We start from the raw sequence: 22,636 nt of genomic DNA, 5'->3' as shown, positions 1-22,636 counted from the left end.
TCAGTCATTCGCGTCCGGGGTGGTGGCATCCAGGGCCGCACCGACGCTGCCCCGAAAGTCGATATCCGGCATGATGGTTTGCGGCTTGAACGTGACGCGGTAGTGGTACGCGCTGGCCCGCACGGCCTCCATCTGCTCGGCAAAATAGGTCACGTTGTCAGACAGCCCCAGGAAATGCTTTTTGTAGACGCCTGGCCCCGTTTTGCATGTCACGAAGAACGTCTTGCCGCTGCCGCTGGTGTCGATTGAGCACAGACCCTCAATGGAGAGCATGTAGCCGCCGGTGATGCCGTTGTAAAAAACGATGCGGCGGACGACCTCGAAGTTATCGGCGGCTTTGGAGAGATTGCGGGATGCGATCCGAGCGTCATCTTCGCAGCCAGCGAGGGCCAGGGCCGCCAGGCAGGCGGCAGCGATCTTGGTGATGGTTTTCATGTGTGTCCTTGAATGGAGTTATTGTGGGTCGGCCCGAATCCCGTCCACCGCCGCTACCAGGTCGTCCAGCAGGCGGGCCAGCTCGCCGGTCATCAGGGCGAAGTCGGCGTCCAGGCGCTCGGCCTCGTTGGCGGCCTGGGCGTCCTGGTTTTCTTTCAGCACGTCCAGCGGGGCCACGCGCTTGATGTCCAGGTTGTCGGTCAGCACGAAGGACACCCGGTCATTCCAGGTCAGGGCCAGGCGCGTGCATTGCTTGCCGGCTTCGATGTGGCGGCGCACTTCGTCGGCGTCCACGCTTTGGCGCTGGTAGCGCACTGAGGCCCGCGACTCGCCGGTGGATTGCAGCTGCGTGTCCTGGTCGATGGTGAAGCCGGCCGGGGCTTCGTCCTCGGACAGCCACAGCGTCATGGCGGCGCCTGGCGACATTTCCACGTGCAGCGGCACGATGGGGAGGGGCGTCAGGGTCTTGGCCAGCAGGCCCAGCACTTCATCGGATTGCGCGGCCGCCGATGCGTCGATCACAAACCAGCCGTTTTTCGTGTCGATCCAGACGCGGGTATCGCGCTGGATGACGTGGGACTTGGGCAGCAGCTCCATCGTCACCGCCTCCTTGATCTCCTTCATCTGCTTGCGGCCTGGCTTGTAGCCCTGCTGTTCTTCGATCTGCAGGGCGCGCTCGCGGGCAGCCTGGTTGATGACGCTGGTGGGCAGCAGGCCGCTGTCTTCGCGGGGCGGAACCCAGCCGGATGATTGGGCGTCTTGGCTGCTGCAGGGCTGGAATCGCTGCTGTTCCATGGCGTCGTAAAAGTCGTCAGCGGTCAGAATGCGATTCAGGTCCAGACGGTAGAGTTTCAGGTTTTTGAACCACATGAGCGAGATCCTTGGTGTGATGGGTTGATCTGCGGTGAGCCTTCGTCAGGTCCGCGCTGACGCAGTGCCCGCGCTTGCGGGCCGCGTTGGCAATCCGGGCGCGGTCGTGGTGTCCGCTGCAGTGCCGCAGCAGGCCCAGGTAACTGTTGATGGTTTCCAACGTGTTTTCGGGCGGCATGCTCTCGATGGCTGCCAGACCAGCATTGACCGTGCGGCGCCGGGCCTCCATGCGCCAGGGTTTTATGACGTAGCCGGCGAAGTCCACGCCGCGATTGATCGGCTGGATGATGGTCTTGTGCGGGTTGAGCGCCAGGCCCAAGCCGGGCAGGAATGCTTCGATCTGAGTCTTGGCGGCGTTCAGCCACTGCGCGGATTCGTGCAGCAACACCATGTCGTCTACATATCGGATGTAGGCGTGTGCCCGGATGGTGTGCTTGATGTGCTGGTCCAGGGCGTCCAGCAGAACGTTGGCGAAGAATTGCGACGACAGGTTCCCGATTGGCAGGCCATGATCTGGCGGGGCCGACAGCAAGCGTTTGTGCGGTGGCACACGCTCAATGAGGGCGGGATCGCCGTGATATTCGTAGTCCGTTCGCGGATCGTGGAACAGGATCAGGTGGGCGAGGTCGCACCACCAGGGTTCCGGTATGTGACGCTGCAGTAGCGGCCAGACCGCGTGCTTGTTGATCGACACGAAGAAGTTGGACAAATCCAGCTTCAGGTAGTAGCCGGGCAGCGTCCAGTTCTGCGTCTGGCTGCGGATCTTGGCGTGCAGGCGCTGGACGCCGTAGAGCGTCCCGCGCCCCGGGATGCACGCGCAGGAATCCGCGATGAACCGGCTATGGAAGTCACCGGCAATCTGGTTGTAGAGAAGGTGGTGGACGATCCGATCCCGGAATTCGGCTGCCCACACCTCTCGGGGTTTCGGCCTGGTGATGACAAAGCAGATGGAGCGCCCAGGCCGGTACGAGCCATCCATCAACTCTTCGTGCAACTGGACCAGGTTGTGCTCCAGGTCCTGTTCGAATCGGAGCGCGCTGGCCGTGTTGCGCTTGTTCTTCCTGCAGTCGTAGTAAGCCGCGACCAGCAGTTCGAACGAATAGCCAGAATCCATCGGAACACCCGTGATGATTTGCGGAAAGGGCGGACGCGGAACTCGTTGTTGCGGTTGTTCGTGTTCACGTTGCCGTTCTCGAAGTCCACGGCCCAGGCGTTGTTGGAGCCGTAGGGCGAGTGCCGCACTATTCACGTCGCCCGGGCGAGGCCTTGCGGATTCACCCGGGAAACTGCGCTGGATCACTGCGACTGCTGCCGCCGATATCCGTGTCTGCGCCTGTCGGTGGGCTTATGGCCCAGCGGTGCGACCAGATCATCTATGCGCACTGGGTCGGTCGCCTTGGCGGCCGGTCATCTGGCGCGTTTCGGTGTGTTTTTTCCAGCCGGTCAACTGGCGGCCGATGCTCTGGGTCAACTGGATTGCCCTGGCGTAGTGCTTGCGTGACATTCGGCCCACATCCACAGCAAGGCGCATCGACAGTTCGATGGCTACGACTTTTTCCCGCATGCCCTGGATGATTGTCAATCGGTCCGATGCCGCATTGGCACGATAGACATCCATCACAAGATCAATGCACTGATCGTCCAGCCTCTTGCCCAGCGTGAATTTGTAGTCGCGCTGCATGTTGGCAACGACCTGGGAAATCAGCTTCGCCAGATCGCGGGTGTCTTTGTAGACGGGGAGATCAGTGTGCAGGGCCATATCGTGGACGGGCTACGCCCGCAAAAGGATTAAAGAGATGAAGCGATGATGCTGCGGAAAGGGCGGACGCGGAACTCGTTGGTGCGGGTGTACGTGTCCACGGTGCCGTTCTCGAAGTCCACGGCCCAGGCGTAGTTGGAGCCGTAGGGCGTACTGGTGATCTGAATGGATTCCAGGCCCTCCCGGTGGAAGAGATTGGGGGCGTTGATATAAGCCAGCATCGCGTCTTCTTGGCTGCCGTGGCGCCAGTCGCTGAACCCGTTGATCTCACCCTTGGCGGCGATGCGCTCGGCCGCGTTGTCGTGACTGGCCTTGATGTCGTATTCGGTGCCGCCCGGGATGACGACGTGATGGATTTGGCCGTCAATCAGGCGCGCGCCGATGTAGACGCCGCCCTGTTCGGGCCAGGGCTGGCCGATGGCCGGGATGGTGACTGCGGTAGCGGTGTTGTTCATAGTGTGGCTCCTGCCGGGCTGCGCCCGGAAAAATGGATAAATGGATTAATGGGTAAATCTGCGGAAAGGGAGGACGCGGAACTCGTTGTAGCGGCCGTCCGTGAGCACGTCGCCGATCTCGAAGTCCACGGCCCAGGCGTTGTAGGAGCCGTAGGGCGTCGAGCTCCAGTACCAGGAATCCTTGCCGAACAGGTGCGGCACATTGGCCATAGCGATCAGCATTTCGCGGTGCGCCGGCAGGTAGAAGTCCACGTGGCCATCGGCCTCGTAGTCGCTGGCCAGCTTGGCGGCGGGACAATCGGCACGCAGGATGTTGGTGTTGCTCAGACCGTCCCAGTCGGACAGATCGAGTTCGCCCTCTGCGCCCCATTTGGCGCGGCCAATGTCTTCGTCCTTGGGGGTGATCAGGCCGTACGTCACGCCGTCATTACCCCGGATGTCGCCGACATAGATGCCGCCTTGGCCGGAGAGGTATTCGCCGATCTGGGGGCGGGGTTGAGTAGTGGCCTGGCGGGCGTCTCGCTGCAGCTGTTCGATCAGCTGCTTGACGGCAATGTCGGCGGGCAGGGCAATAGTGGCCCCGCCGCCCAGGTCGTACTGGATGGTGGTCATGGTGGGTTCCTAGAGGTAGGGAGGGTATGATTTCGCCAAACAAAGGAGGTGGACCGTATGGAAAAGAATCAATTGCCCTGTTGGGTCGTTCTAAGCATCATTGCGGGCTTGGTGCTTCTGGGAGTGTTCATCTGGCAGTTCCCGACGAATACGACCGAGTGGGCGTCTTGGGTTCAGGCTTTTGGGTCTATTGGCGCGATTATTGGGGCTATCTGGATTTCGACTATTCAATCGAGAGCAGAGGCCGATAGGCGTCAAGAGGTGCTAGATGAGCGGAAGGCCAATGCCGTTTTGCACGGCGCTTATGCCAAAGCGATAATGCTAGATGTAACTACTCAGATGTGGGATTTGCAGATTAAAAAGTCGCCCAATGAAAATTTGTCCCCGGCTGAATGGCGCGAGAAGGCTGATGTCGTTGTCCTTCTTATCAATAGTCTGGAGAGCATTAGGATGGACGATATAAGACTAATCAACGCAGAGGCTGCCGACTTGGCGCTAAAGGCTTTGGTTTCCGCAAGAAACCTAAAGATTTATAGCGAAAACATAAGAACCATTAAGGCAATATCTGCGTTCAATCAAGACTTAAAGTGTGCCGAAAAAAGGCTTCGCGGCTCTATTAAAAAAATGGGAGACGCAAGTGAATTCATCATGCGGTCCTCTTAAAGTGTGGCGATCGGCTAAAGAATCCTCAGCGACACCACCTGCGCCAGCCGCGCCCCCGTCGACCTAGGCCCTCTCAAGCCGTTCTCACGCCGGTATTTCGTGTCCGTCGAATATGCGACCCCGACAATCCCCGCGATCCGGCGGCTTGATAGGCTCGGGTTTTCGGCAAGCCGCTTGATCTGCGCCCATTTCTCGTCGGGCATCTTGGGCCTGCCGGGGAATGGGTGCTTTGGTTTCGGGGCCGGCTTGATGCGCGGCGGCTTGGGCGGCCTGAATTTCGTCCTGCGGATGCGCCGGGCGATCTTGGGATTGAGCGTCAGCGTCACTAGCTGGGCGAGTGCTTGAGACATGCGGCCTCCGTGATGCTGACGCCCTGACCGTCAGACGGTTTCCATCGTCCGCGCCTCGCTGATGCGCAGGATCAGGGCCGCGCAAATCCGCTGAAAATCAGACTCGCGGTACAACTTGGCGGCCTTGTCGGTGGCTGTGTGCGTGATGCCCAAATCGGCCAGTCCTGCAGCCGATAGACTGATGGGAGCAAGACGCTCATTGATCTGGCCCAGGCGCAGCGCGGCTGGATCGTCGGCGGGAATCGCCGGTGCTGCCGCGCTTGCGGGTTGGCCCTGGGCTGTGTAGGCAACAGCGCCGTGCGCCCCATGTAGCGGCGTTGGTTGCGCGGCAGGTACTGGGGCTGCGGGCGGCGGCGTTACTGCCGCCGCCTTCGCCTTGGCCGCGTCCTCGATCTGCTGGCGGCGCTCGTCATCGGCCTTTTTCTGCTGCTCGACACGCGCCACGACCGCCGCCTCAAAATGATTCGGTGCCATCGTCATCAGATCATCCAGGTCGCGGAATAGGCCCTGATATTCGGGGGGCACCAGCTCATCAAATTTCGCCAGCTTGGCCCGGATGTCAGCCGCGTACTCGTTGGCTTCAATCTTGGCATTGGCCAGGGCCGTACCGACGGCATCCTTGATGCTGGATAGCGTTTTCAGGCCCTTGATGGCGCTGGCGAAGTCCGGCATGCCGGTATTTAGGCGCACCCGGATTTCACCCTGCAGGCCGGCCAGGAAAGCACTGAACTGCTGGCGGGCTGTCGTGACTATTTCGGTGCGAATGGCCTCCTTGCGGGCCTTGACCAGCTTTTCGCTTGCCAGTCGCGTCTGACGGGCGAGTTCTTTCAGGGTGGCGACGGTGCGCTGCATGGCGGCGACATCATCGAGGCTGGCTAGGGCCTGGGTTTCGGCCGCCGCCAGGGCGTCCTCGGCTTCCTTCAGGCGCTTGCATGCGGCTTCCGTGTCGGCGAATTCCTGATCGGTCTCAGGATTTTTGGGGATGCGCCCCACGAAGGCTCGTAATGCCTCGCCGAACAAATCCAGGTTTGATGTGATAGACAGGCTGCCCGATACCTGGGCGAAGACGGCTGGCAGGGCTTCCTGGGCCTGGGCCGTGACCGGCTCTGCGGCTGGCTCCGGGACGTAGCTGGCTAGATCCTCGTCAAACTGCTCCCAGCCAGCCACGATTCGGGCGCGAAGATCCGGATTCGGCGTGTACCAGCAGTGGCGTACATCTACCGGGTTTCCGGCGGCATCAAACTGCGCGGCGGTGAACAGCGCCCGGTCGCACTCAGACACCATCGCCTGATGCTCCATCTGGATCTGGTAGACAAGCGGCAGGTCGGTGCCGGTGCAGTCGGGCCGCATGGCTTCTCGCAGCGTCGCATTCAGTGTCTTGCACTCCCAGTTGATGTTGCCCAGCATCGTCAGGCCGTCGAAACTGGCGGCGTATTTGCCGTTCGCGCCCACGACCGGGTACAGATCGTCGCCGATGAAGTCCTCGGCCAGCGGGCGGGCCAGGGCCTCGATGCGGTGGCCGTCGTCAAAGCGGCGCTGGGTAGCTGCATCCACCTCCGGGCTGATTCCGGTGGCCTTTTCGTGCAGTAATTGGCTGCGGGTCTTGTAGGGCGATTCGCCCATCATGGCCGGGGCGTCGCTGGCCGTGAAGTGTTCGGCGCGAAAGGCCAGCCAGGCGGGCGATCCCTGCTGCAGGTCGATGGTCTGCATTATGCGTTCTCCCTTGCCCACGAAGCGATCTCAACCTTCTGATCTTCCGTGAGGATGTCTTTGGTTTGGATGGTGGCGATCAGGTCATTGACCGTCTTTTTGCCCGACTCGATCATCGCCTTCCATCCGGGTGATTTTTTGGCAAATGCCTCATCGGAAAGAGGCTCGGGCGCCGCCTTGCCGGACGATTCGTCGGCATGGTTCTGCATGACGGTCTGCCATGTGGCTTCGCCATCCCGGATGGCCCCGTAGATGCCGCGTAGGGTGACCAGTTGCGCCGGGGAGCATTTGCCGATGTCATGCCCGAGATAGCCGGTCAGGTCGGTTGCTGTGACGTTGATTTCCGCGAAGGCGTCTACGATTTTCTTGCGTTCGGCATCAGGGTCTTGAGCAGCCTTGTCCAGGCGGATGTGCTTGATGATTTCCTCAGCCTCGTCGCATAAATCGCCCGGAATGATCCGCAGGCCAATGGTGCGAATGGCCTTGGAAATGAGGGCGCCGCGCTTGTTCAGAATGTCGTCGTCGGTGCCCTCGACGGTGTATACGTCCTTGTTCCAGCTATTCTTGCGGACGCTGATGTAGGAGCCGTCACTGTTGGGCTTGGACCTCTCGACGGTCTTGGAGACGCGCACATCCAGCGGGTAGGTGATATTGGCTTCCAGGTCCGTGACGGACACGCGGTGCACCTCTTTCATGCTGTCTTCAAAAATCATGGTGGTTTCGACCAGCACGTTTTTCATGCAGCGTAGGGCGACCTCGACAAAGCGAATGCCCAGGCCCTCTACACCATTGCCGATAGGCTTGATGTAATAGGCGCTCTTGTTGTGCGCGAAGCTCGGGCGCTTGCACTCCTTTATCAGATCGGAACGCACCTGGTCCCAATTGCGTGGGTTGCGCATCGCCATGATGTAGCGCGACTCCACCATGGCCTTGGATTGTGCGGCTATGGCTGTTGATGCTGTCTCCACCGAGGCAATGGTTGTGGTGCTTTCACTGAATCCCTGGCTGACTGCCAAGGCGTTTTGATGGTCTGTCATGCGTATGCTCCCCATTCCTTAAATTCCAGCGCCTCGATCCGAGCCTCAGCTTTCGCTTCAGCCGCTGCGGATTCGTGCGCGGCGATGATTTCTTGCTCGACGGCCCTCGCGTCGGCATCGCCCATCTTGCGTTCCAGCCAGGGTGCAGGTCGGCCGCGCCGATCCAACACATCAAATTCGACTTCAGCGGGTTCCGGCGGGTAACAACGATCAACTGGGCCTGTGATCCGCCCAGGGTCGGCTGGCGTGTAGTGCGTCACCGACACTTGGCACGGGATGCCCTGGATGTGCGTGTTCAGAATCACGGCTCCTCCGTAGCTGATTTGATGGCCGCTCGAATTTCCCTGGCTATGGATGCGGCGTAACCGGGTCGGTAGCCCGGGTCTTGTTCCGCATCTTCGACAAACGACAGGGCGGCCAGCAGGGCATCCAGCATGGCTGGGGATGCCGCAATCTGCCTGCCGTTGGCCATCCCCACGCCGCCACGGTGCGGGGCCACATCGCAGATCACGACGCCCTTGGCGATGACCCGAATGGGGCCGGTGCTGGCGTCCAAGCTCCAGGGGCCGGGGGTTGTGTTGGTGTTCATCAAAGGCTTCACAGAATCGCTGGGCCGTAGTAGGCCGCCAAGCCGAATGCCGCAGCAGCAGCAGCGACAACCACGCAGTCCCCGATTTTTTCCATCAGCGACGGCTCTCGATAGTCGGGGCCCGGGTACTGCGGAAACGCTTCATCCATCGTGCGTGGTGCGCGGCCCTCGGCGCTGGCTTTGCGCTTGACGTACAGGCGCGGATTTTGGATTGTTTGCATGATCAGTCTCCTGAGATAGTTGTGGGGCGAACCGGCTAAGACGGCTCCGCTACCCTAGGATTCGCGGCCTTTTCAGGCTCACAGTTGCCCCACATCAGGCCGCACTGGCCGCCCGGTATAAGCCCCCGGTTCTGTTCAACCACGAACGCGACAAGTTAAGGAATTCGGCAGGCGGGCAAGTGCCTGACCGGGCCAGAACGGCCTGATGTGGGTGATCCCGTGTCGTGGGATCAAGCGTCCAGATCACGCCCATAGAGGACTTGGAGGCGCATCTTGTCCGGGCTGTCCTGCGCTCTCGCGCCGCTTTTCGCGTACCTGCCCGACCCGACGGGCTTAGAGGATCAGATCAGACAGAGTACGCGGGGCGCTCTGGATGCGGATGTTTGCTGCACCGCCCACCGTCCGCTGGGGCGTCCAGGTTATCCCTTACGGGGCCGCCCTGGCAGCGGTAGCGTTTGGATGCTCGGCTTGATCAGGTGCGCTGCTTGGCGGCCTTGTCCAGCTCGGCGCGGCGCTTGTTGATGACGTCGGCCCGCTTTTCGAGCGCCTTCTGTTGTTCGTCCAGGCACCGATGCCCCGCAGCGATGGCTTCTTCTCGCGTCGGCCAAACGTCGGCCGCAGAGATATAAGTCGCCTCCGCTGTTTTGTAGTGGGTGCCGTAGTAGTCGTTGGTGACAGCCACAAGCGTGACTTCCTTGAGCCGGTAACTCGGCAGCAAGCGCCACGTCTGGCGCGGAAATTGTTCGTCCATGATGCTCCTTTGGCGTGGGATGCTGGTTGCATCATCCCACGATGCTCCATCCCAGCTTTGCTGGCACTGAAATTGGTGGGCGCCCCCGGAATCGAACCGGGTTTCCCCTTGGGGATACAGATTTACAGTCTGCTGCAGTCGCCAATGCCGCTCGGCGCCCGTTTGTGCCCGTTTGTACGTCCGGGGCCAGACGGGTCGGATTGCAGCCGTCAAGCTGCGCTCCTGGCTTATATCGTCGCTACCGCGAAGCTGCGTCCGCGCCGGTGGCGTAGATCCTCCCGCCTAGGACGGGGCGCGACGGCATCCGCTTCGATTTGATGGCTGCGTACGATTGCGACATTCGGTTTGCGGCCTATCGCTTCACGCCCTCGCCAGGGCCGGGGCTGATTACCCGAGTTCTTCAAGCCATCACATAGGCGGGCCGGACGTTACCCCGGCGATGCATTCCCGCTTGTTCACCTTTCGGTACTTCCAGTGGCGGATCGGATGCCCTCCTTCCTCAGCGGGCTTTATTTCTGACAGCCCCGCTCTGTCTTTGCGTGTCTCCGATTCTCCACGCCGCCGCCTATGTGATGGCCCTGGCCTTGCATCCGGGATGCCCCGCTCACCGTGGGGTCGGGCCTGTGCGCCTACAGGCTGGCGTTTGAGTGCAAATGTGTGACAATGACAGGATTTACCTAAACTTGAGGAAGATTTCCATGGGCAATAAGATCGTTACTGAAGCCGACCGTAAGCGCACTCCCCGTCCCGTTCTCCCAAAAGGCGTGACCCTTACCACTCGAAGCAGCAAACATGTGAGTAAAGAGCGTGGCCCGAATATCCATCACAAGAAAAATCCCGGCAAACGTCACCGCTAGGGTTAATCTCTGGGGTCAGTATTCAAGCGGCGTTTGAGTCAGGCCGCCCGCCGCCGCCTGGACGTCGCTCTGGTATTCGTCGCTTGAAATCAGGTTGCGGACGGCAGCAGCGCAAGCGACGGCCTCTATATCGACATCTGTGGTGTCTATGCCTGGATCGCCTGTGCGAATGCGGGACTCGCAAGCCCGGGCCGCCTTTTCCAGCGCCGCCGCCACCCTGGCGGCTGCGTAGGCTTCGGCTTGGGTGGTGGTGATGAGCCAGTCGCCAACCTTGACGTCAAGGCGTTTTACAAGATCTGCAATTGGGCCTCCGCCCATGAAAAACAGATCGTAGTCGTGACATACCGCCGCCACCGGTTCGGGAGCCTGAATCTTGCTCATGGCTTTTGCTCCATTGCGGTGTCAACAGTTTTGTCCCACGTGCCGGTATCTTCATCGGGTATGTAATAGCCGCCTGGAAGCGTGTAATCATCTTGAATATTGGCTTTGAGCCACCGATACCGCTCCGCATCCTTCCTCAGCGCCGCGATATGCTCGACCAGCTCCGGCTGCATCCGCTTTCCGTCGTCGCCAGCGGCGAAGCGGATATCGACCAGCAGGCGCAGCAGTTGGGATTCGTAGGATTGCAGGACGGCGGCTTCGATGTGCCGGGCAAAGTCATGATGACTCATGCGGAACGTCTCACGACTAAAAGAGGCGTGAATTTCGTCCCACAACGCTGATATGAATTCGTCCGTCAGGATCTTGGTTTCAGTGGTCATGGCCGCAGCCTTTCAACAAGCTCGATGACGTCCCGCACAGACTCGCAGGCCTCGAATTCAGCATCACTGATTTCGATCCCCATGCGGTCTTCCAGGGCCATCACGATTTCAATGACATCCAGAGAATCAGCGCCCAGGCTGTCTAGGCTTGAGTCTGGCGTGATGCTTGATTCAGGGATGCCCAGGCACTCAGAAATGATCTTGTAGGTGCTGGATTGGATTGCGGTTATGTTGGTCATGGGGTGGTTCCTGTGGTTTTGGCTGCGCGTTTTTTTTCAAGCTCATGCTGAGCAACCAGTATTTGCCATTCCTCACGTTCTATACGTCGGCAGCCTTCTAGCTGCATGTCAAACGATTTGGCTGGCTCGGAAACCGTGTAGCCCTGGCGCTCACGCTGCTCGACCTCTGCCCGCACATCTGGAATCCATAGTGCGTACGGACCATCTACTGAAAGAAAGAGAAATCCGCATTCCTGTAGCGGTGAACCGATGCAACTAGAGCCGTGGCAATCCTCGCCCTGGTAACTGATTCTAAGAGGCACGTTGAACGCCTCCGATATAACGCTTGATTCGCTGGCGTGTCCCTCCTGTGCAGCAAACCTTTTTGCCCACTCGGTCCCTTTTTTCGGCCTGCTCCCGTATTTTCCAGGCTTGGTGAACTCAGGGTGTATGCGCTCTTTAAATTCGACTGTCGTGATAACTCCGTCACCAATCCGCACCCGGTAGCGATCAGCACCCAACTCCTCGGCAAGATCGTGGTTTTGCTGCCTGACTCGCTTTACCTCCGCGATGTGATGCCTGACCAGATCAAGGGCCTTTCCGCTCTCGATCATGTAAATGACGTTGCTCATAGGATCTCCTTATCATTCAGCGCGGCACTGAATCAATGCCGCCTTGAATAACTCCGCGCCCGGCAAGATGCCGCGATGCCTGGGCGCAGATTGCTGACTTGCACAGCGCTTCCCGGTTGGGCCGGGAAATCGTCTCCCTGGTTACGACGCCACCAGGGCAGTGTGTGGGCGCGGCTTTCGCCGTCCCCGGTTCCTGTCTGCGTACTACGGCCCACTCTAGGGCCTGGCTGACACTCGCCGGATTTCGACCCTTTTGCTCCTGCGGGATCGCGTGTTGCGCAGCCGGCCAAACCTGCATCCGTATAGGGCGCGGGGCCGGTATTCATCGTCTTCGGTTTTTAAAGATCATCCGGTTTCCCGGCTGCGGCCGTTGCCGCTGTTGCTGCATCCCTGTCGCTGGCCCTGGGGCCTAGGCTTGGGGATGCTTGCTTCGATAAAGACCCTCAATGAAGGCCCTTGTCGAAGCGCCCGTTTCCGGGCAGATGGATTAGGACAGAAGCGCTTCGGCCATCCCTGCCGCCTTGCTGTTCGTCGCCAGATTCCAGTAGCGCAGCGACTCAGCCAAGCACCAGGGTTCTGCGATCAGCTCGGCCACCAGCTTTAGGCCGGCCTGCTCGTTGCCGCCGTTCTTGATGTAGCGGGCGACTGCGTTCGTGATTGCTTCGGTCTTGGTCATGTCTGGCTCCGTGCGGTTGGTGATGCGATGAATGAATATTACTAAACAGTAATTTCATTGTCAATACTGTTTGGTAATTATTCTGCGTAAGGGAAACCCCCACCAAAACCGAGCGCCCACAAAAAAGCCCTCCGTGGAGGGCTGATGGATTGTCGCTTTGTGGTTATTGCGGCGGTGAGGGCGCGTCAGGCGCTATTGAGTGCGGCACCGAGATTGGAGGCGCTGGCTGCACATAGATAACTGATGGCTGGCTGACTCGCGCATTCACTGCGCCGGAGTCAATGCGCTGAACGCCGAAATAGACAGCCGCTGACAAGCCAATGAGACTGATGGCTAGAGTCGCTACCCATTTATAGATATCGGTATGAGACTTTTCTACAGTCGCACGGATGCCGGTGATGTCCAGCTTGGCATCCAAGGACGCAACAGCGACCTTGACGTCCGAAAGCCCATCCTTTAAAGACGCAACATCGCCTTCGATCCGACCAAGTCGGCCGTCAATGTGACCCACGCGGTGCTCAAGACGATCAAGACGACCATCGATGCTACCTACGCGCTTCTCTAAGCGATCAAGACGTTCATCCATGTCTCCATTATCGCCTCCGCCTCCGCCTGGGGGCAATGGCCCTCGTTCTTTTTTAGGCGGAGCTTCTGTAAACGAGCCTTTATAGTCCTCCAGAGATACGAGATTATTCATGATGCTCCTCGTCATAATCGTCAGTGCCAGAATTATTCTGTCTATCTTCTTGCCACTTGGCGATGATCTGAAGATCAAAGATGCGCTCGAATCCGCAGTTTTTACAGTTTAGGCGTAGCTTGGGATCAAGTTTTGATGCCGTACGTCCTTCAGAGTTAAAAATAAAGGATTTCTCTGCTGTTACATAACCAGTTCTCGGCGATGAGCTAACTAGCCACCCCCCAGCGCCACACGCTGGGCACGCGTTGTTTATCCCTTTAGCATCTGAAAACTCACGAAATAACTTAATGTATTCGTGGCCTTCCAGGACTTTGAAGATTTTTCGGCGCATGCTATCTGCAGGCGGCTCATTTCTTTCGTCGACGTCGTGTGCTTCTTCGTCCATTCTGGATTTACACCCTTTGTTGTAATGCCACTGATTTTTTCGTTACGGATCAAACCCACACCAGAAGGCGCGGGCTTACGATGCGCGATACTTTCCCGGTGACAGCAGGTTGCTGACCGGGTGCATTGTTGCTATTTCCTCCAACCGCAACGTCAGGCGCGTGCCGCCGTTGACTGACTGCAAGCCGACCTCCGTACTTGTGCGGTACAGAAATTCCTTGACCATCTTGCGGCCATCAATCAAAGCCACAGCAACGAAATCCGAGGGATTGAGGGCATGGTTCGGTTCGACGACCACGTACCAGCCGTTTCGGATGGCTGGGAACATGGAGTCGCCCAAGACCCGTAGAGCATAGGCGTCAGGGTCGTTGGACACGGCTTCCACGAAGCCGTCGCAGCCCACCTCCTGCACTACGTCATACCAGCCGTTCTCGCCAAGCCTGGCCTGGCCTACGACGGCCACCAATCGCTGGGCGGGAGCGGCACCGACGTACTCTACCGTTTGAGCCTCAAGCGGAGCAAGCCGATCGAAGACCTCGACCTCGAGAGCATCGAAATCATTACGGCCTTCGAGCAGTCTTGGAACGAATGCTGGAAGCAGCCATTCGTCCTGCGCCAGTCTCGCTCCAGTGGTCATGTCAAACCAATACCGGTTTAGGCCGATTTGTTCCGCAAGGGTCCTTGCCTTCTTGTCACCGAAGGATCGTGGCCCATGGTCTTTCTGTAGGCCCGATAACTCGCCCTGGTTCGGACGCTTTCCGGTGCGCCTCTCGATGTGATCAAGCAGCGCAGCATCGCGCCCATCAAAGCAGTGCGCGATAAGTTCCCGGAGTCGGGCGCGGCGGTTCCTGGTGTCGGCATCGTCCATGGAGAGATTTTCGTTTACTAAACGGTAAATGACCAAACGGTATTGACTGATGATTACTGTTCAGTAATAATTGTCGTCATGAAAGACCTGATCGATTACCTGAACAGCCTGACCCGCGACAAGCAAGGCGCATTCGCCACCCGATGCGGCACCTCGGTCGGCTACCTGCGCAAAGCAGCGTCTGTCGGCCAGCGCCTGGGGGAAAGCCTGTGCATTGAGTTGGAGCGTGAATCTGACGGCGCGATTCGCTGCGAATCCCTGCGCCCGGATGTCGATTGGGCGTATCTGGCGAACCGCACCCCCAAGGAGCCCACCAATGTCTGAGCAATCCATCACCAAGCGTTTCGCGGTCAACGCCACCTTGCACATTGCCGCTGGCACCGCCTTGTATGCCTGGCAGGTTCTCGGTGTTGAGCAGGCTGGCAACGTCTTTATCTTCTGGATGTGGTTTGTGGCCATCTTGTTTTCCTTTTCCTTTTTGGCGTCATTTGATCTGCCGAAGAAGCTCCCTCGTAAAAACCGTTTGCTGACGTGGATGAACCTGTCGGTTTGGCTGTTCTTCATCGGCGCATTGGTCTGGATTGGGTATGTGTTTCTTCCTTCTGTCTTGGTGTTCGGCCTGCTTGCGACGCACATACTTCAGTCGAAATATGACAAGGACGGCAACCTGAAGGCGGAGGGCGGTGATGCCTGAGCTCCTCCTAATCCTAGTCGCCGCCATCGTCTTCGGCTGCGGCTACGTCGTCGGTCATATCCAGGCGCTGATGGGCTACCACAAGCGTCGGTCTATGGATCGGCGCGGGGAGGACGGCAAGCATGCGTGAAATCACCCTCCAACCCGGCGCCTGCATCGAAATCGACGGCGTGATCGTTCGTGCCGCGAAGCCGCTGGTGGCCGAGTTCGCGTCCGGCGGCATGGTCTACGACCCGGCTACTGGCCTGATGGTTTCCGAGGCCCAGGAAGAAACGGAGTCCCGTTCTTTGCATAGTCCTTTGGGAGCCGCGAAAGCAACTCCCTTGCAGCCCAACTTAGCGTTGCGTGTCGAAGGTCTGTGATGGTTGGGTCATCTATTCCCACTAGCCCGCGAACAACAAACGTCACGTTGACTGATGACCCGTGCTGTTTGTCATTGATCGACAGATCAATTGTGTGCAGGCCGTTGTCGCTTTTGATGATGAAGCTCAAGTTGTCGTCGTTCATGGTCAGTTCCTTGCTCAAAGGATTAAAGGGTCGGTTCCTTGATTCTACGGGCTTGGAGCTGGCCACCCCATCAATGCATCGGCCCGCGCTGGGCCAGCGCCTCTGCAGCCTCGTCCAGGTCTTCGTCCAGCAGATCGGTTTCAAGCTCAAGCCTGCGAAACACCGAGCACAACAGGTCGTCGGATACGTCCAGGCGGTCGGTGACGCGCTGGCAGATGGCTTTGGCTTCTTCCAGAAGCAATTCGGTTTTTGTCTTTTCCATGGTCTCACTGTAGGCCAGTTCAATCAGCGTCGAAACGCTGAAATTCAAGGGGTTTCAAGGTGACTTGCAGGTATTCCAATGTCGATTGGCTGGACGTCCTCTACAACAGCGTGCGGCGCACCTCCGGCGGCGTGGTTGATGCCGCCCGGTTCCTGACGGAGCGCCGGGGCCGCAGCATCCACCCCGAGAGCCTGCGCGCCAAGCTGCGGGCTGTGAATGGAGATGAGATAAGTTTGTCCATGGCCGATTTGCTCACTGAGTGGATGGAGGAAAAAGAGGGCGGTCGCGCATATGCCCGCGACTGGATGCTGGCCCATGCCGCGCAAAACGGCCTGGCGGCCGATGTCGTCCCTGATGATGAGGCCAGCCCGCAAGACCTGATCAAGGACATCCAGGCCAAGGCCATGCAAATTGGGGCTTTGACTGGCGGCGTGCTGGGCACGACAGCGGAATCTCTAGCTGACAACATCGTTTCCCCCACCGAACGGGACAAAGTGGTTGCGCTTTTGCGTGAACTGCGGACGCGTACTCACAACCTGGAACGCGGCTTTTTGCTGGCTGCCGACAAGAGGGCGTGCAATGACTGAACTCGACATCATCGTATTCGCTATCGCCATGATCCTGCCCCTGGTAGCTGTGGCGGTTGCGCTTTGGGTGAGGTTGAAGTGATGGAAGGCCAAGCGTTCAACCTCATCAGCAACCACGTTCGGCGCAACGCGGCCCAAGCCGTGATGCAGGCTCCCGAAGACTGGCGCGTGGAAATCAAGCCGCGTACCCGGTCGCTGGATCAGAATGCGCTGCTGCACGCGCTGTTCTCGACAGTTGCCAAGCATGCGAAGTGGGGTGACCGAAAACTGACTGCCACGCAATGGAAGGTGCTGTTTATCAGCGGCCATGCTGCAGCTACCGGCCTGGACTCCGACATGGTGCCGGGGCTGGAAGGTGAATTCGTGAACATCCGCGAATCGTCCGCTCGCATGTCGGTCGCCCGCATGACCAGCCTCATCGAATACATCCTGGCCTGGTGTGCCATGCAGGGTATCGACACCCGGCAAGACCGGATCAAGCACGGTATGAAGCTGCTGCCCGATGAAACGACCACCGACCTGGAATGGCGCGAGGTGGCGGAATGACCCCACAGCGCCAAGCACAGATCCTGGCTGGTCAAACCAACATAGCCCGCAAGGTCTACGAAGCCGTCACGCCTTGCCAAAACCACGCGAACACATCCGGCGAAATCGTGGCGGCTATGTACAAAAACACCGGGTCCGGCTGCGAGCACCCGGTCCTCATGGGCTGCCTGAAAAAACTCAAAGAATCCGGGCTCATCCGAGAGGTTGTCCCTGGATCGTTTCGCCGCACTCACATCAAAGAGGAAAAGCCCGTGGCAACAAAACCCAACGCGGAACAGAAAAACCCCACACCGAAAGCCCAAGCCAAGCCCCAGGACTCGATGCAGCTCCTGGGTGACATCGCCGCGCGCGTGCGCGCCGCTGCCGGCACGCTGAATCAGATCGCCGACGACATTGATACGGCGGCCATCTGCCTGGAAGAAAAGAGCGGCGAAGACAAGAAAAAACTGGAAACGCTGCGCCAGCTGCAGGCGCTGTTGAAGGGCTGATTGTTATGACCTGGAACAGCACCCTCAAGCCCGGCAAGCCATTGCAGCGCAAGACGCCGATGAAGGCGACCAAGCCGATGGGGCGCAGGCCCTCGAAGAAATCCAGAGTCTCAGCGGCCGAACATCGTTTCCTGAGCGCAATAGCGGCCCAAGGCTGCATTTTGTGCCGTCGCCTCGGGTATCCGGGCACGCCAGCGGAAATCCATCACCTGCGCGATGGCGTGGGCGCTGGCCAACGCAACAGCAACCTGATGACGATCCCGCTTTGCCCGGAACACCATCGGGGCGCGACCGGCTTTCATGGCCTGGGTCGCCGCGCATTCGAGCGCGCCTATGGCGTCACCGAACTGGACCTGCTGCGCGAAGCCTGGGAGGTGATGGACGCCGGTCGCGCGGATCGAATTTCGCACAACACATGGTCAACGGCCGATGAACTGGAATACCACCAGGTTATTCAGCCGCTGGCGCGCATGGTGCATGGGGACGAATGATGGGTTTGCACACGGCTATCCCGACGGGGAGAAAAGGCGGATTCCTCCACCGCCCTGCCGCCGTGCATCTTTTTGGAGATCAATGGAGGGTCACATGCCTACCAGGATGATCAGGGACGGCATTCTGACAAGCGAGAGGGTCAACGCCCTGTCGCCGCACGCGGAACTGTTCTACCGCCGGTTAATGTCGGTGGTGGATGACTACGGGAGATTTTCGGCCAATCTGACGCTGCTGAGGGCGTCCTGCTACCCGCTGAAACTGGATAGCGTGAAAGAAGACTCGATCAAAAAGCACCTTGCCGAGGCTGAAGGTGCCGGACTGATCGTTCTCTACACGGTCGCAGGTAAGGTGTACTTGGAAATGCAGGACTTCGGGCAGCGCATTCAGAGTAAGTCGAAATTCCCGGAACCGCCCGGAAATAGCCAAGACTCACCGAAAATTCCTGATGAAAAACAGGATTCCACGGTGGTTCACGGTGGATCACCGGGAAAAACCGCTTTAGTCGTAGTCGAAGACGAAGAAAAGACATTGTCGGGTGACCCCGACGATTCACCGCCAAAACCCGACCCAAAGGCTGATGCCAAGGAGGTGCTTGCTTACCTGAACCAGAAGACGGGCAGGGCATATCGCCCCGTTCCTGCAAACCTGGATCTCATCACGGCCAGGGTGCGAGACGGAACGTCTGTTGCCCAGCTGAAAACTGTTATCGACGTGAAGTCCGCGCAGTGGCTGGACGACCCGAAGATGGCCGAATACCTGAGGCCGGCAACGCTGTTTTCCCGCACCAAGTGCGAGCAGTACCTGGGGCAACTGCAGGCGGGCCATGCAAGCCAAGCATTGGAGTACGACGTATGACCGGGCACCGGCCGCTCATCGAAATGCGCCTGGCTGGCTACATGCCGAAAAGCGCATTTGTCACGATCCTGGAAACCCGCCCGACATGGGGCCCGTACACCCATCCGAACGAAGCCATGAACCTGGGCGGCGCACCGAGCATTGTGATTTTGCCTGACGACAGTCCATCCACCGTGGATCTCCGTTGCCTGCGGGGGGTCGTGGTGCACATCGCCGGAAACGACCGCACCCGCGCTATTGCCGCGCTGGAGCGCATTGCCGAGTTTGAGCCCGCCAAGGCCATTGCAGGCGGCGATTGGGGCCTGCGAGCTTGGAAACCGAACAAAGGATTTTTTGATCTATGACCCTCATCATTACGCCTGACAACACGGATTTTTCTGCCTACATGGCGGAAACAGAGCCTTCCGTGAAGGTGCTGCCGGTCGAGTCCTGGGAAAACGCCCTGGTTGCTGCCGTGAACCAGCCGGAACACATCACGGGCGCTCGCCTCCCATGGTCTAAGACGCACGACAAAATCCGGTTTCGCCCTGGCGAGGTGACGCTGTGGCAGGGGATCAACGGCCACGGGAAAAGCCAGATCCTGGGACAAGCGATCCTGGGATTCACCGCGCAGGGTCAGAAGTCCTGCATTGCGTCCTTTGAAATGCGGCCGGTATCGACCTTAAAGCGCATGCTTCGCCAGGTGTCGATGAACGACCAGCCCGGAGAGGCAGCGGCACGTCAGATGATGTCCTGGTTGACTGGCAAGGCCTGGATCTACGACCAACTGGGTCGTGCTGAGCCTCGGACCCTGGCTGCCGTCATCCGGTATTGCGCCGAGCGCCTGAAGATTGACCATTTCGTGATCGACAGTCTCATGCGCTGTGTGGCTGGAGAGGACGACTACAACGGCCAAAAAGATTTTGTGGAACTGCTGTGCAGGCTGGCACAGGACTGCAACATCCACATCCACCTCGTGCACCACGCCCGCAAGCGCGAAAACGAGGACCAGAAGCCAGGCAAGTTCGACGCGAAAGGATCGGGGGCCATCGTTGATCAGGTCGATCAGATGCTCACTATCTGGCGCAACAAAAAGAAGGAAAAGGATGTGGACAAGGCGCTGCGCGTGCCCGGTGGATCGATCTCGGAAGACCTGGAAAAGACGCCCGATTGCCTGCTGATCTGCGACAAAAACCGACACGGCGAATGGGAGGGTACGGTGGCGTTGTGGTACCACGCCCCCAGCTTGCAATACACGCCGGATTCACGCCGCCTGCCGCTAAATTTCATGCGAGATCGGGGTTATGACGCCTGATCACATCAACTGCATCGACTGCATCCATTTTGACCTTCGCACCGCCCCGGCGATGGCCAAGCAAGGCTACGGCGTCTGCGGCAAGGATGGCCGATCCGGGCGCTACGAGAGCGCGACATTCAGCCGGACGTGCCGGATGTTCGAGGCCGAGCCTACCGAGAACTCGCAGAAGCGGCGGGTTTGGCTTGAGGCCGAGCGCCAGCGGTTTGAAGAAAAAATCATGGGGGCAGCATGACCCTGGACCACATCACCATCAACCTGCCGTGGCCCGACCCGATACTGTTTCCGAACCGCAGGCGCGGCAGCTTCCGCAAGTTCCAGCCGTTCATCGAGGCGGCCCGGCAGTCCGGGTTCTACGCGGCCCGGCAGGCTCTGGGCCGCAATATCGCGGGCCTGTCCGATCAGGTCCCCGTCAAGATCACATTTGCCGCGCCCGACCGCCGTCGCCGGGACCTGGACGGAATGCTGGGCGCGATCAAGCACAACCTGGACGGTATCGCGAAGGCCCTGGGCGTGGATGACAGCAGGTTCGTGCCAGTCACCCTGGATCGGGTACTGGACCCCAACAAACAAGGATTCGTCACTGTGGAGATAGGCGCATGCGCTACGCACTCATCCTGATAGGCGCTGCCGTTGTCGCCTATCTGATCACCAAAGGAATTGCCGCTGTCATGGCGGATCGTCAACCCAAGAAAAGGAAGTCCATCAAATGAATAATCGTGGAATGGCATTCATTGCCGCAGGCATCGTCACCTTTCTCGCCATCGTCCTGCTGGCGTTTGGCTCATGGTTCCAAGTGGACCAGGGCGAGCGCGGGGTATTGCTTCGCAACGGCAAGCTGTCCAGCGTGGCCGGGCCTGGACTGGGCTTCAAGACGCCTGTGATTGATTCTGTACGGTTTGTGTCAGTACGGGATCACAACGTCACCCTGCCGCTGGAAGCCTATTCGTACGACCAGCAGCCAGCCTCGATGCAGGTGTCTGTCACCTACCGGGTTCCAGTGGATCGGGTCAGCGACCTGTACAGCGAGTACGGCACGCTGGAGAACCTGCAGGCCCGGGTGATCGAGCGACGCACCCCCGATGCAGTCAAAAACGTGTTCGGAAAATTCACGGCAGTTCGCGCCATTCAAGAGCGCGAGAAGCTGGGGACCGAAGCCACCCAGGCCGTAACCCAGGTTATGCGCGATGCGCCGGTGCAAATCGTTGGCGTGCAGGTGGAGGAAGTCGGGTTCTCGTCGGCTTATGAGCAGTCCATCGAACAGCGAATGTTGGCCCAGGTGCAAATCGAGACCACGCGCCAGCAAAAGGAAACCGCGACCATCAACGCTGAAATTCAGGTGGTGAAGGCCCGGGCCGAGGCCGATGCCTTGCGTGAAGCATTCCAGGCCGAAGCCGACGGCATCCGGCTGCGTGGCGATGCTGAAGCCGCTGCTATTCAGGCCCGTGCCGATGCGCTGGCGGCAAACACCAATCTGGTCAGCCTGATCGCTGTGGAAAAGTGGGACGGTTCGCTGCCCACCACGCAGGTTCCCGGGTCGGCACTGCCGTTCATCGGCATCAAGTAACGGAGGTCCTATGACTGACCGAGACACCCTGAACAAAGCCAAGTACCGGCTATCGAAGGCCCTACAGACCCGCGACGAACAAATCAAGAGCTATGCCTCGGCAGACAAGTTCGAGGACGTCTGTACCAGGCTGGGCCTGCCGCGCCTGCCTCGTGAGCCAGTGCTGGACTACATAAATCGTTGCGTCGAGGTGCTGGAAACGGGCCGCTCGACGCCGAAGTTTCAGGGTACGCCAGCTGCGCCCAGACTGCCGATGAAATTCCAGCAGCTGAAGCCGCGCCCGCATCTGCGCCAGAACGAGATTGATGCGCAGCCGGTGCTGGTCAGCATGGGCGGGATAGGTAATGGGGGAAATGGCGGTTTTGGGAGAGGCAGGTGAAAGAGACGGGATCGATTGATCGTGACGCCATGCGCAAGGTTTTGCATGGCTGGTTTGCCATACATGCTGAGCAGAACGGTCTGAGCATGCGGGGCGAGACCACTGAGGACGGCTTCCTGTTTTACAGCATGGACACGAAGCAGGCATTTAACCACTACATCATGGGCTACATGGCGGGTAGGGCGGATGTGCTGGGAGGGCAGGCAACACAAGAGGTGGGGCGATGACAGAAGAACAGAAAGCTCGCATCCGCGCTGCTGCCATTGAGCTTTCGGCGGCGCTGAGTGATGCGGATGAAAGCTTCATTGTTACCGCGTGCATTGACATGGATGCACGCAAGGAGGGCTCGAAGCCTATCTACAGGATTGATATATCAGGGGATGAGGAGTGGATCGTATGAAGATGCGCAAGCTCAGAAGG

40 protein-coding genes and 1 tRNA gene are annotated in these 22,636 nt (G+C 59.2%); 18 read left to right on the top strand and 23 right to left on the bottom strand.

Annotated features, from left to right (window positions below; translation table 11 throughout):
* The 6 genes from ACMHYJ_RS14340 to ACMHYJ_RS14315 form a co-directional block, all read right to left on the bottom strand.
* Positions 1-435, bottom strand: a complete 435-nt coding sequence (locus ACMHYJ_RS14340) for a hypothetical protein (protein WP_414246867.1) — start codon at positions 433-435, stop codon at positions 1-3.
* Between the two features lie 18 nt (positions 436-453).
* Positions 454-1,305: a recombination-associated protein RdgC gene (locus tag ACMHYJ_RS14335; RefSeq protein ID WP_414246866.1), complete on the bottom strand. Its 852-nt coding sequence runs from the start codon at positions 1,303-1,305 to the stop codon at positions 454-456.
* A complete protein-coding gene (locus tag ACMHYJ_RS14330) occupies positions 1,247-2,419 on the bottom strand; it encodes an RNA-directed DNA polymerase (protein WP_414246865.1) in 1,173 nt (390 codons plus the stop codon). The genes ACMHYJ_RS14335 and ACMHYJ_RS14330 overlap by 59 nt, the downstream gene beginning before the upstream one ends.
* 255 nt (positions 2,420-2,674) lie before the next feature.
* Entirely contained in the window at positions 2,675-3,064 is a 390-nt protein-coding gene (locus ACMHYJ_RS14325) for a four helix bundle protein (protein ID WP_414246864.1), read from the bottom strand.
* 29 nt (positions 3,065-3,093) lie between these two features.
* A complete protein-coding gene (locus tag ACMHYJ_RS14320; protein ID WP_414246863.1) occupies positions 3,094-3,519 on the bottom strand; it encodes a hypothetical protein in 426 nt (141 codons plus the stop codon).
* Between the two features lie 45 nt (positions 3,520-3,564).
* Positions 3,565-4,131: a hypothetical protein gene (locus ACMHYJ_RS14315; RefSeq protein ID WP_414246862.1), complete on the bottom strand. Its 567-nt coding sequence runs from the start codon at positions 4,129-4,131 to the stop codon at positions 3,565-3,567.
* A 57-nt stretch (positions 4,132-4,188) separates the two neighbouring features.
* Here ACMHYJ_RS14315 and ACMHYJ_RS14310 point away from each other — a divergent pair, with 57 nt between their 5' ends.
* The gene (locus ACMHYJ_RS14310; RefSeq protein WP_414246861.1) at positions 4,189-4,794 is read left to right on the top strand and encodes a hypothetical protein; all 606 of its coding nucleotides are present in this window, start codon (positions 4,189-4,191) and stop codon (positions 4,792-4,794) included.
* 14 nt (positions 4,795-4,808) lie between these two features.
* On the opposite strand, the gene ACMHYJ_RS14305 is transcribed toward ACMHYJ_RS14310, so the two are convergent.
* The 16 genes from ACMHYJ_RS14305 to ACMHYJ_RS14230 form a co-directional block, all read right to left on the bottom strand.
* On the bottom strand, positions 4,809-5,144 hold the full coding sequence (locus ACMHYJ_RS14305; RefSeq protein ID WP_414246860.1) for a hypothetical protein: 336 nt from the start codon (positions 5,142-5,144) through the stop codon (positions 4,809-4,811).
* Between the two features lie 30 nt (positions 5,145-5,174).
* A complete protein-coding gene (locus ACMHYJ_RS14300; protein ID WP_414246859.1) occupies positions 5,175-6,854 on the bottom strand; it encodes a YqaJ viral recombinase family protein in 1,680 nt (559 codons plus the stop codon).
* Complete coding sequence (locus tag ACMHYJ_RS14295; RefSeq protein WP_414246858.1) at positions 6,854-7,891, bottom strand: hypothetical protein; 1,038 nt, start codon at positions 7,889-7,891, stop codon at positions 6,854-6,856. The genes ACMHYJ_RS14300 and ACMHYJ_RS14295 overlap by 1 nt, the downstream gene beginning before the upstream one ends.
* On the bottom strand, positions 7,888-8,196 hold the full coding sequence (locus ACMHYJ_RS14290; RefSeq protein ID WP_414246857.1) for a hypothetical protein: 309 nt from the start codon (positions 8,194-8,196) through the stop codon (positions 7,888-7,890). Before ACMHYJ_RS14290 ends, ACMHYJ_RS14295 begins: the two co-directional genes overlap by 4 nt.
* Positions 8,193-8,480 carry a hypothetical protein gene (locus ACMHYJ_RS14285; protein ID WP_414246856.1) on the bottom strand — a complete coding sequence of 96 codons (288 nt, stop codon included), beginning with the start codon at positions 8,478-8,480 and terminating at the stop codon, positions 8,193-8,195. The genes ACMHYJ_RS14290 and ACMHYJ_RS14285 overlap by 4 nt, the downstream gene beginning before the upstream one ends.
* Positions 8,481-8,488: 8 nt before the next feature.
* A complete protein-coding gene (locus tag ACMHYJ_RS14280) occupies positions 8,489-8,701 on the bottom strand; it encodes a hypothetical protein (protein WP_414246855.1) in 213 nt (70 codons plus the stop codon).
* Between the two features lie 472 nt (positions 8,702-9,173).
* A complete protein-coding gene (locus ACMHYJ_RS14275; RefSeq protein WP_414246854.1) occupies positions 9,174-9,452 on the bottom strand; it encodes a hypothetical protein in 279 nt (92 codons plus the stop codon).
* A gap of 73 nt (positions 9,453-9,525) precedes the next feature.
* A tRNA-Tyr gene (locus ACMHYJ_RS14270) sits at positions 9,526-9,612 on the bottom strand.
* A 712-nt stretch (positions 9,613-10,324) separates the two neighbouring features.
* Positions 10,325-10,690: a hypothetical protein gene (locus ACMHYJ_RS14265; RefSeq protein WP_414246853.1), complete on the bottom strand. Its 366-nt coding sequence runs from the start codon at positions 10,688-10,690 to the stop codon at positions 10,325-10,327.
* The gene (locus tag ACMHYJ_RS14260) at positions 10,687-11,070 is read right to left on the bottom strand and encodes a hypothetical protein (protein WP_414246852.1); all 384 of its coding nucleotides are present in this window, start codon (positions 11,068-11,070) and stop codon (positions 10,687-10,689) included. The genes ACMHYJ_RS14265 and ACMHYJ_RS14260 overlap by 4 nt, the downstream gene beginning before the upstream one ends.
* Entirely contained in the window at positions 11,067-11,309 is a 243-nt protein-coding gene (locus ACMHYJ_RS14255) for an acyl carrier protein (RefSeq protein ID WP_414246851.1), read from the bottom strand. The genes ACMHYJ_RS14260 and ACMHYJ_RS14255 overlap by 4 nt, the downstream gene beginning before the upstream one ends.
* Positions 11,306-11,920: a hypothetical protein gene (locus ACMHYJ_RS14250; RefSeq protein ID WP_414246850.1), complete on the bottom strand. Its 615-nt coding sequence runs from the start codon at positions 11,918-11,920 to the stop codon at positions 11,306-11,308. Before ACMHYJ_RS14250 ends, ACMHYJ_RS14255 begins: the two co-directional genes overlap by 4 nt.
* Before the next feature lie 487 nt (positions 11,921-12,407).
* The gene (locus ACMHYJ_RS14245; RefSeq protein WP_414246849.1) at positions 12,408-12,596 is read right to left on the bottom strand and encodes a hypothetical protein; all 189 of its coding nucleotides are present in this window, start codon (positions 12,594-12,596) and stop codon (positions 12,408-12,410) included.
* Positions 12,597-12,759: 163 nt separating this feature from the next.
* A complete protein-coding gene (locus ACMHYJ_RS14240) occupies positions 12,760-13,293 on the bottom strand; it encodes a hypothetical protein (protein WP_414246848.1) in 534 nt (177 codons plus the stop codon).
* Entirely contained in the window at positions 13,286-13,678 is a 393-nt protein-coding gene (locus ACMHYJ_RS14235; RefSeq protein ID WP_414246847.1) for a hypothetical protein, read from the bottom strand. Before ACMHYJ_RS14235 ends, ACMHYJ_RS14240 begins: the two co-directional genes overlap by 8 nt.
* 75 nt (positions 13,679-13,753) lie before the next feature.
* Positions 13,754-14,545, bottom strand: a complete 792-nt coding sequence (locus ACMHYJ_RS14230; protein WP_414246846.1) for a S24 family peptidase — start codon at positions 14,543-14,545, stop codon at positions 13,754-13,756.
* A gap of 78 nt (positions 14,546-14,623) precedes the next feature.
* Between ACMHYJ_RS14230 and ACMHYJ_RS14225 the strand changes: the two genes are divergently transcribed.
* The 4 genes from ACMHYJ_RS14225 to ACMHYJ_RS14210 are packed head-to-tail and all read left to right on the top strand — an operon-like array spanning position 14,624 to position 15,601.
* Positions 14,624-14,869 carry a transcriptional regulator gene (locus ACMHYJ_RS14225; protein WP_414246845.1) on the top strand — a complete coding sequence of 82 codons (246 nt, stop codon included), beginning with the start codon at positions 14,624-14,626 and terminating at the stop codon, positions 14,867-14,869.
* Positions 14,862-15,239, top strand: coding sequence for a hypothetical protein (locus ACMHYJ_RS14220; RefSeq protein ID WP_414246844.1), 378 nt, complete (start codon positions 14,862-14,864; stop codon positions 15,237-15,239). The genes ACMHYJ_RS14225 and ACMHYJ_RS14220 overlap by 8 nt, the downstream gene beginning before the upstream one ends.
* A complete protein-coding gene (locus ACMHYJ_RS14215; protein WP_414246843.1) occupies positions 15,232-15,369 on the top strand; it encodes a hypothetical protein in 138 nt (45 codons plus the stop codon). The genes ACMHYJ_RS14220 and ACMHYJ_RS14215 overlap by 8 nt, the downstream gene beginning before the upstream one ends.
* Complete coding sequence (locus tag ACMHYJ_RS14210; protein WP_414246842.1) at positions 15,362-15,601, top strand: hypothetical protein; 240 nt, start codon at positions 15,362-15,364, stop codon at positions 15,599-15,601. The genes ACMHYJ_RS14215 and ACMHYJ_RS14210 overlap by 8 nt, the downstream gene beginning before the upstream one ends.
* Before the next feature lie 215 nt (positions 15,602-15,816).
* Here the strand turns inward: ACMHYJ_RS14210 and ACMHYJ_RS14205 are convergent, their stop codons facing one another.
* Positions 15,817-16,008: a hypothetical protein gene (locus tag ACMHYJ_RS14205; RefSeq protein ID WP_414246841.1), complete on the bottom strand. Its 192-nt coding sequence runs from the start codon at positions 16,006-16,008 to the stop codon at positions 15,817-15,819.
* A gap of 110 nt (positions 16,009-16,118) precedes the next feature.
* Here ACMHYJ_RS14205 and ACMHYJ_RS14200 point away from each other — a divergent pair, with 110 nt between their 5' ends.
* From ACMHYJ_RS14200 to ACMHYJ_RS14140, 13 genes are all read left to right on the top strand, one after another.
* Positions 16,119-16,595, top strand: coding sequence for a hypothetical protein (locus ACMHYJ_RS14200; protein ID WP_414246840.1), 477 nt, complete (start codon positions 16,119-16,121; stop codon positions 16,593-16,595).
* Between the two features lie 81 nt (positions 16,596-16,676).
* On the top strand, positions 16,677-17,141 hold the full coding sequence (locus ACMHYJ_RS14195; RefSeq protein WP_414246839.1) for a recombination protein NinB: 465 nt from the start codon (positions 16,677-16,679) through the stop codon (positions 17,139-17,141).
* Positions 17,138-17,629, top strand: coding sequence for a hypothetical protein (locus ACMHYJ_RS14190; protein ID WP_414246838.1), 492 nt, complete (start codon positions 17,138-17,140; stop codon positions 17,627-17,629). The genes ACMHYJ_RS14195 and ACMHYJ_RS14190 overlap by 4 nt, the downstream gene beginning before the upstream one ends.
* A 5-nt stretch (positions 17,630-17,634) precedes the next feature.
* A complete protein-coding gene (locus ACMHYJ_RS14185) occupies positions 17,635-18,120 on the top strand; it encodes a Ref family recombination enhancement nuclease (RefSeq protein WP_414246837.1) in 486 nt (161 codons plus the stop codon).
* Positions 18,121-18,214: 94 nt separating this feature from the next.
* Positions 18,215-18,976 carry a conserved phage C-terminal domain-containing protein gene (locus ACMHYJ_RS14180; protein ID WP_414246836.1) on the top strand — a complete coding sequence of 254 codons (762 nt, stop codon included), beginning with the start codon at positions 18,215-18,217 and terminating at the stop codon, positions 18,974-18,976.
* Positions 18,973-19,320, top strand: coding sequence for a hypothetical protein (locus ACMHYJ_RS14175; RefSeq protein WP_414246835.1), 348 nt, complete (start codon positions 18,973-18,975; stop codon positions 19,318-19,320). The genes ACMHYJ_RS14180 and ACMHYJ_RS14175 overlap by 4 nt, the downstream gene beginning before the upstream one ends.
* The gene (locus ACMHYJ_RS14170; protein WP_414246834.1) at positions 19,317-20,270 is read left to right on the top strand and encodes an AAA family ATPase; all 954 of its coding nucleotides are present in this window, start codon (positions 19,317-19,319) and stop codon (positions 20,268-20,270) included. Before ACMHYJ_RS14175 ends, ACMHYJ_RS14170 begins: the two co-directional genes overlap by 4 nt.
* The gene (locus ACMHYJ_RS14165; protein WP_414246833.1) at positions 20,260-20,505 is read left to right on the top strand and encodes a hypothetical protein; all 246 of its coding nucleotides are present in this window, start codon (positions 20,260-20,262) and stop codon (positions 20,503-20,505) included. Before ACMHYJ_RS14170 ends, ACMHYJ_RS14165 begins: the two co-directional genes overlap by 11 nt.
* A complete protein-coding gene (locus ACMHYJ_RS14160; RefSeq protein ID WP_414246832.1) occupies positions 20,502-20,891 on the top strand; it encodes a hypothetical protein in 390 nt (129 codons plus the stop codon). Before ACMHYJ_RS14165 ends, ACMHYJ_RS14160 begins: the two co-directional genes overlap by 4 nt.
* Positions 20,892-20,979: 88 nt before the next feature.
* The gene (locus ACMHYJ_RS14155) at positions 20,980-21,837 is read left to right on the top strand and encodes a prohibitin family protein (protein WP_414246831.1); all 858 of its coding nucleotides are present in this window, start codon (positions 20,980-20,982) and stop codon (positions 21,835-21,837) included.
* Positions 21,838-21,847: 10 nt separating this feature from the next.
* A complete protein-coding gene (locus ACMHYJ_RS14150) occupies positions 21,848-22,216 on the top strand; it encodes a hypothetical protein (RefSeq protein ID WP_414246830.1) in 369 nt (122 codons plus the stop codon).
* Positions 22,213-22,443 carry a hypothetical protein gene (locus tag ACMHYJ_RS14145; protein ID WP_414246829.1) on the top strand — a complete coding sequence of 77 codons (231 nt, stop codon included), beginning with the start codon at positions 22,213-22,215 and terminating at the stop codon, positions 22,441-22,443. Before ACMHYJ_RS14150 ends, ACMHYJ_RS14145 begins: the two co-directional genes overlap by 4 nt.
* Positions 22,440-22,616, top strand: coding sequence for a hypothetical protein (locus ACMHYJ_RS14140; protein ID WP_414246828.1), 177 nt, complete (start codon positions 22,440-22,442; stop codon positions 22,614-22,616). Before ACMHYJ_RS14145 ends, ACMHYJ_RS14140 begins: the two co-directional genes overlap by 4 nt.
* Positions 22,617-22,636 lie beyond the last annotated feature (20 nt).

It is taken from the genome of Castellaniella hirudinis (genome assembly GCF_047468865.1).
Classification (GTDB): Bacteria; Pseudomonadota; Gammaproteobacteria; order Burkholderiales; family Burkholderiaceae_B; genus Castellaniella; species Castellaniella hirudinis_A.
Note: the sequence above shows the minus strand (reverse complement) of the source record. Positions and strands in the feature narration are given on the sequence as shown.

Coding starts and splice junctions, on each gene's coding strand:
- ACMHYJ_RS14285 (WP_414246856.1), bottom strand. CDS start 8,480: ATGAACACCAACACAACCCCCGGCCCCTGGAGCTTGGACGCCAGCACC.
- ACMHYJ_RS14185 (WP_414246837.1), top strand. CDS start 17,635: ATGACCTGGAACAGCACCCTCAAGCCCGGCAAGCCATTGCAGCGCAAG.
- ACMHYJ_RS14265 (WP_414246853.1), bottom strand. CDS start 10,690: ATGAGCAAGATTCAGGCTCCCGAACCGGTGGCGGCGGTATGTCACGAC.
- ACMHYJ_RS14195 (WP_414246839.1), top strand. CDS start 16,677: ATGGAAGGCCAAGCGTTCAACCTCATCAGCAACCACGTTCGGCGCAAC.
- ACMHYJ_RS14235 (WP_414246847.1), bottom strand. CDS start 13,678: ATGGACGAAGAAGCACACGACGTCGACGAAAGAAATGAGCCGCCTGCA.
- ACMHYJ_RS14335 (WP_414246866.1), bottom strand. CDS start 1,305: ATGTGGTTCAAAAACCTGAAACTCTACCGTCTGGACCTGAATCGCATT.
- ACMHYJ_RS14180 (WP_414246836.1), top strand. CDS start 18,215: ATGCCTACCAGGATGATCAGGGACGGCATTCTGACAAGCGAGAGGGTC.
- ACMHYJ_RS14165 (WP_414246833.1), top strand. CDS start 20,260: ATGACGCCTGATCACATCAACTGCATCGACTGCATCCATTTTGACCTT.
- ACMHYJ_RS14300 (WP_414246859.1), bottom strand. CDS start 6,854: ATGCAGACCATCGACCTGCAGCAGGGATCGCCCGCCTGGCTGGCCTTT.
- ACMHYJ_RS14175 (WP_414246835.1), top strand. CDS start 18,973: ATGACCGGGCACCGGCCGCTCATCGAAATGCGCCTGGCTGGCTACATG.
- ACMHYJ_RS14305 (WP_414246860.1), bottom strand. CDS start 5,144: ATGTCTCAAGCACTCGCCCAGCTAGTGACGCTGACGCTCAATCCCAAG.
- ACMHYJ_RS14310 (WP_414246861.1), top strand. CDS start 4,189: ATGGAAAAGAATCAATTGCCCTGTTGGGTCGTTCTAAGCATCATTGCG.
- ACMHYJ_RS14170 (WP_414246834.1), top strand. CDS start 19,317: ATGACCCTCATCATTACGCCTGACAACACGGATTTTTCTGCCTACATG.
- ACMHYJ_RS14190 (WP_414246838.1), top strand. CDS start 17,138: ATGACCCCACAGCGCCAAGCACAGATCCTGGCTGGTCAAACCAACATA.
- ACMHYJ_RS14240 (WP_414246848.1), bottom strand. CDS start 13,293: ATGAATAATCTCGTATCTCTGGAGGACTATAAAGGCTCGTTTACAGAA.
- ACMHYJ_RS14155 (WP_414246831.1), top strand. CDS start 20,980: ATGAATAATCGTGGAATGGCATTCATTGCCGCAGGCATCGTCACCTTT.
- ACMHYJ_RS14205 (WP_414246841.1), bottom strand. CDS start 16,008: ATGGAAAAGACAAAAACCGAATTGCTTCTGGAAGAAGCCAAAGCCATC.
- ACMHYJ_RS14210 (WP_414246842.1), top strand. CDS start 15,362: ATGCGTGAAATCACCCTCCAACCCGGCGCCTGCATCGAAATCGACGGC.
- ACMHYJ_RS14280 (WP_414246855.1), bottom strand. CDS start 8,701: ATGCAAACAATCCAAAATCCGCGCCTGTACGTCAAGCGCAAAGCCAGC.
- ACMHYJ_RS14320 (WP_414246863.1), bottom strand. CDS start 3,519: ATGAACAACACCGCTACCGCAGTCACCATCCCGGCCATCGGCCAGCCC.
- ACMHYJ_RS14275 (WP_414246854.1), bottom strand. CDS start 9,452: ATGGACGAACAATTTCCGCGCCAGACGTGGCGCTTGCTGCCGAGTTAC.
- ACMHYJ_RS14255 (WP_414246851.1), bottom strand. CDS start 11,309: ATGACCAACATAACCGCAATCCAATCCAGCACCTACAAGATCATTTCT.
- ACMHYJ_RS14315 (WP_414246862.1), bottom strand. CDS start 4,131: ATGACCACCATCCAGTACGACCTGGGCGGCGGGGCCACTATTGCCCTG.
- ACMHYJ_RS14260 (WP_414246852.1), bottom strand. CDS start 11,070: ATGACCACTGAAACCAAGATCCTGACGGACGAATTCATATCAGCGTTG.
- ACMHYJ_RS14150 (WP_414246830.1), top strand. CDS start 21,848: ATGACTGACCGAGACACCCTGAACAAAGCCAAGTACCGGCTATCGAAG.
- ACMHYJ_RS14250 (WP_414246850.1), bottom strand. CDS start 11,920: ATGAGCAACGTCATTTACATGATCGAGAGCGGAAAGGCCCTTGATCTG.
- ACMHYJ_RS14230 (WP_414246846.1), bottom strand. CDS start 14,545: ATGGACGATGCCGACACCAGGAACCGCCGCGCCCGACTCCGGGAACTT.
- ACMHYJ_RS14325 (WP_414246864.1), bottom strand. CDS start 3,064: ATGGCCCTGCACACTGATCTCCCCGTCTACAAAGACACCCGCGATCTG.
- ACMHYJ_RS14140 (WP_414246828.1), top strand. CDS start 22,440: ATGACAGAAGAACAGAAAGCTCGCATCCGCGCTGCTGCCATTGAGCTT.
- ACMHYJ_RS14225 (WP_414246845.1), top strand. CDS start 14,624: ATGAAAGACCTGATCGATTACCTGAACAGCCTGACCCGCGACAAGCAA.
- ACMHYJ_RS14295 (WP_414246858.1), bottom strand. CDS start 7,891: ATGACAGACCATCAAAACGCCTTGGCAGTCAGCCAGGGATTCAGTGAA.
- ACMHYJ_RS14330 (WP_414246865.1), bottom strand. CDS start 2,419: ATGGATTCTGGCTATTCGTTCGAACTGCTGGTCGCGGCTTACTACGAC.
- ACMHYJ_RS14340 (WP_414246867.1), bottom strand. CDS start 435: ATGAAAACCATCACCAAGATCGCTGCCGCCTGCCTGGCGGCCCTGGCC.
- ACMHYJ_RS14160 (WP_414246832.1), top strand. CDS start 20,502: ATGACCCTGGACCACATCACCATCAACCTGCCGTGGCCCGACCCGATA.
- ACMHYJ_RS14220 (WP_414246844.1), top strand. CDS start 14,862: ATGTCTGAGCAATCCATCACCAAGCGTTTCGCGGTCAACGCCACCTTG.
- ACMHYJ_RS14245 (WP_414246849.1), bottom strand. CDS start 12,596: ATGACCAAGACCGAAGCAATCACGAACGCAGTCGCCCGCTACATCAAG.
- ACMHYJ_RS14215 (WP_414246843.1), top strand. CDS start 15,232: ATGCCTGAGCTCCTCCTAATCCTAGTCGCCGCCATCGTCTTCGGCTGC.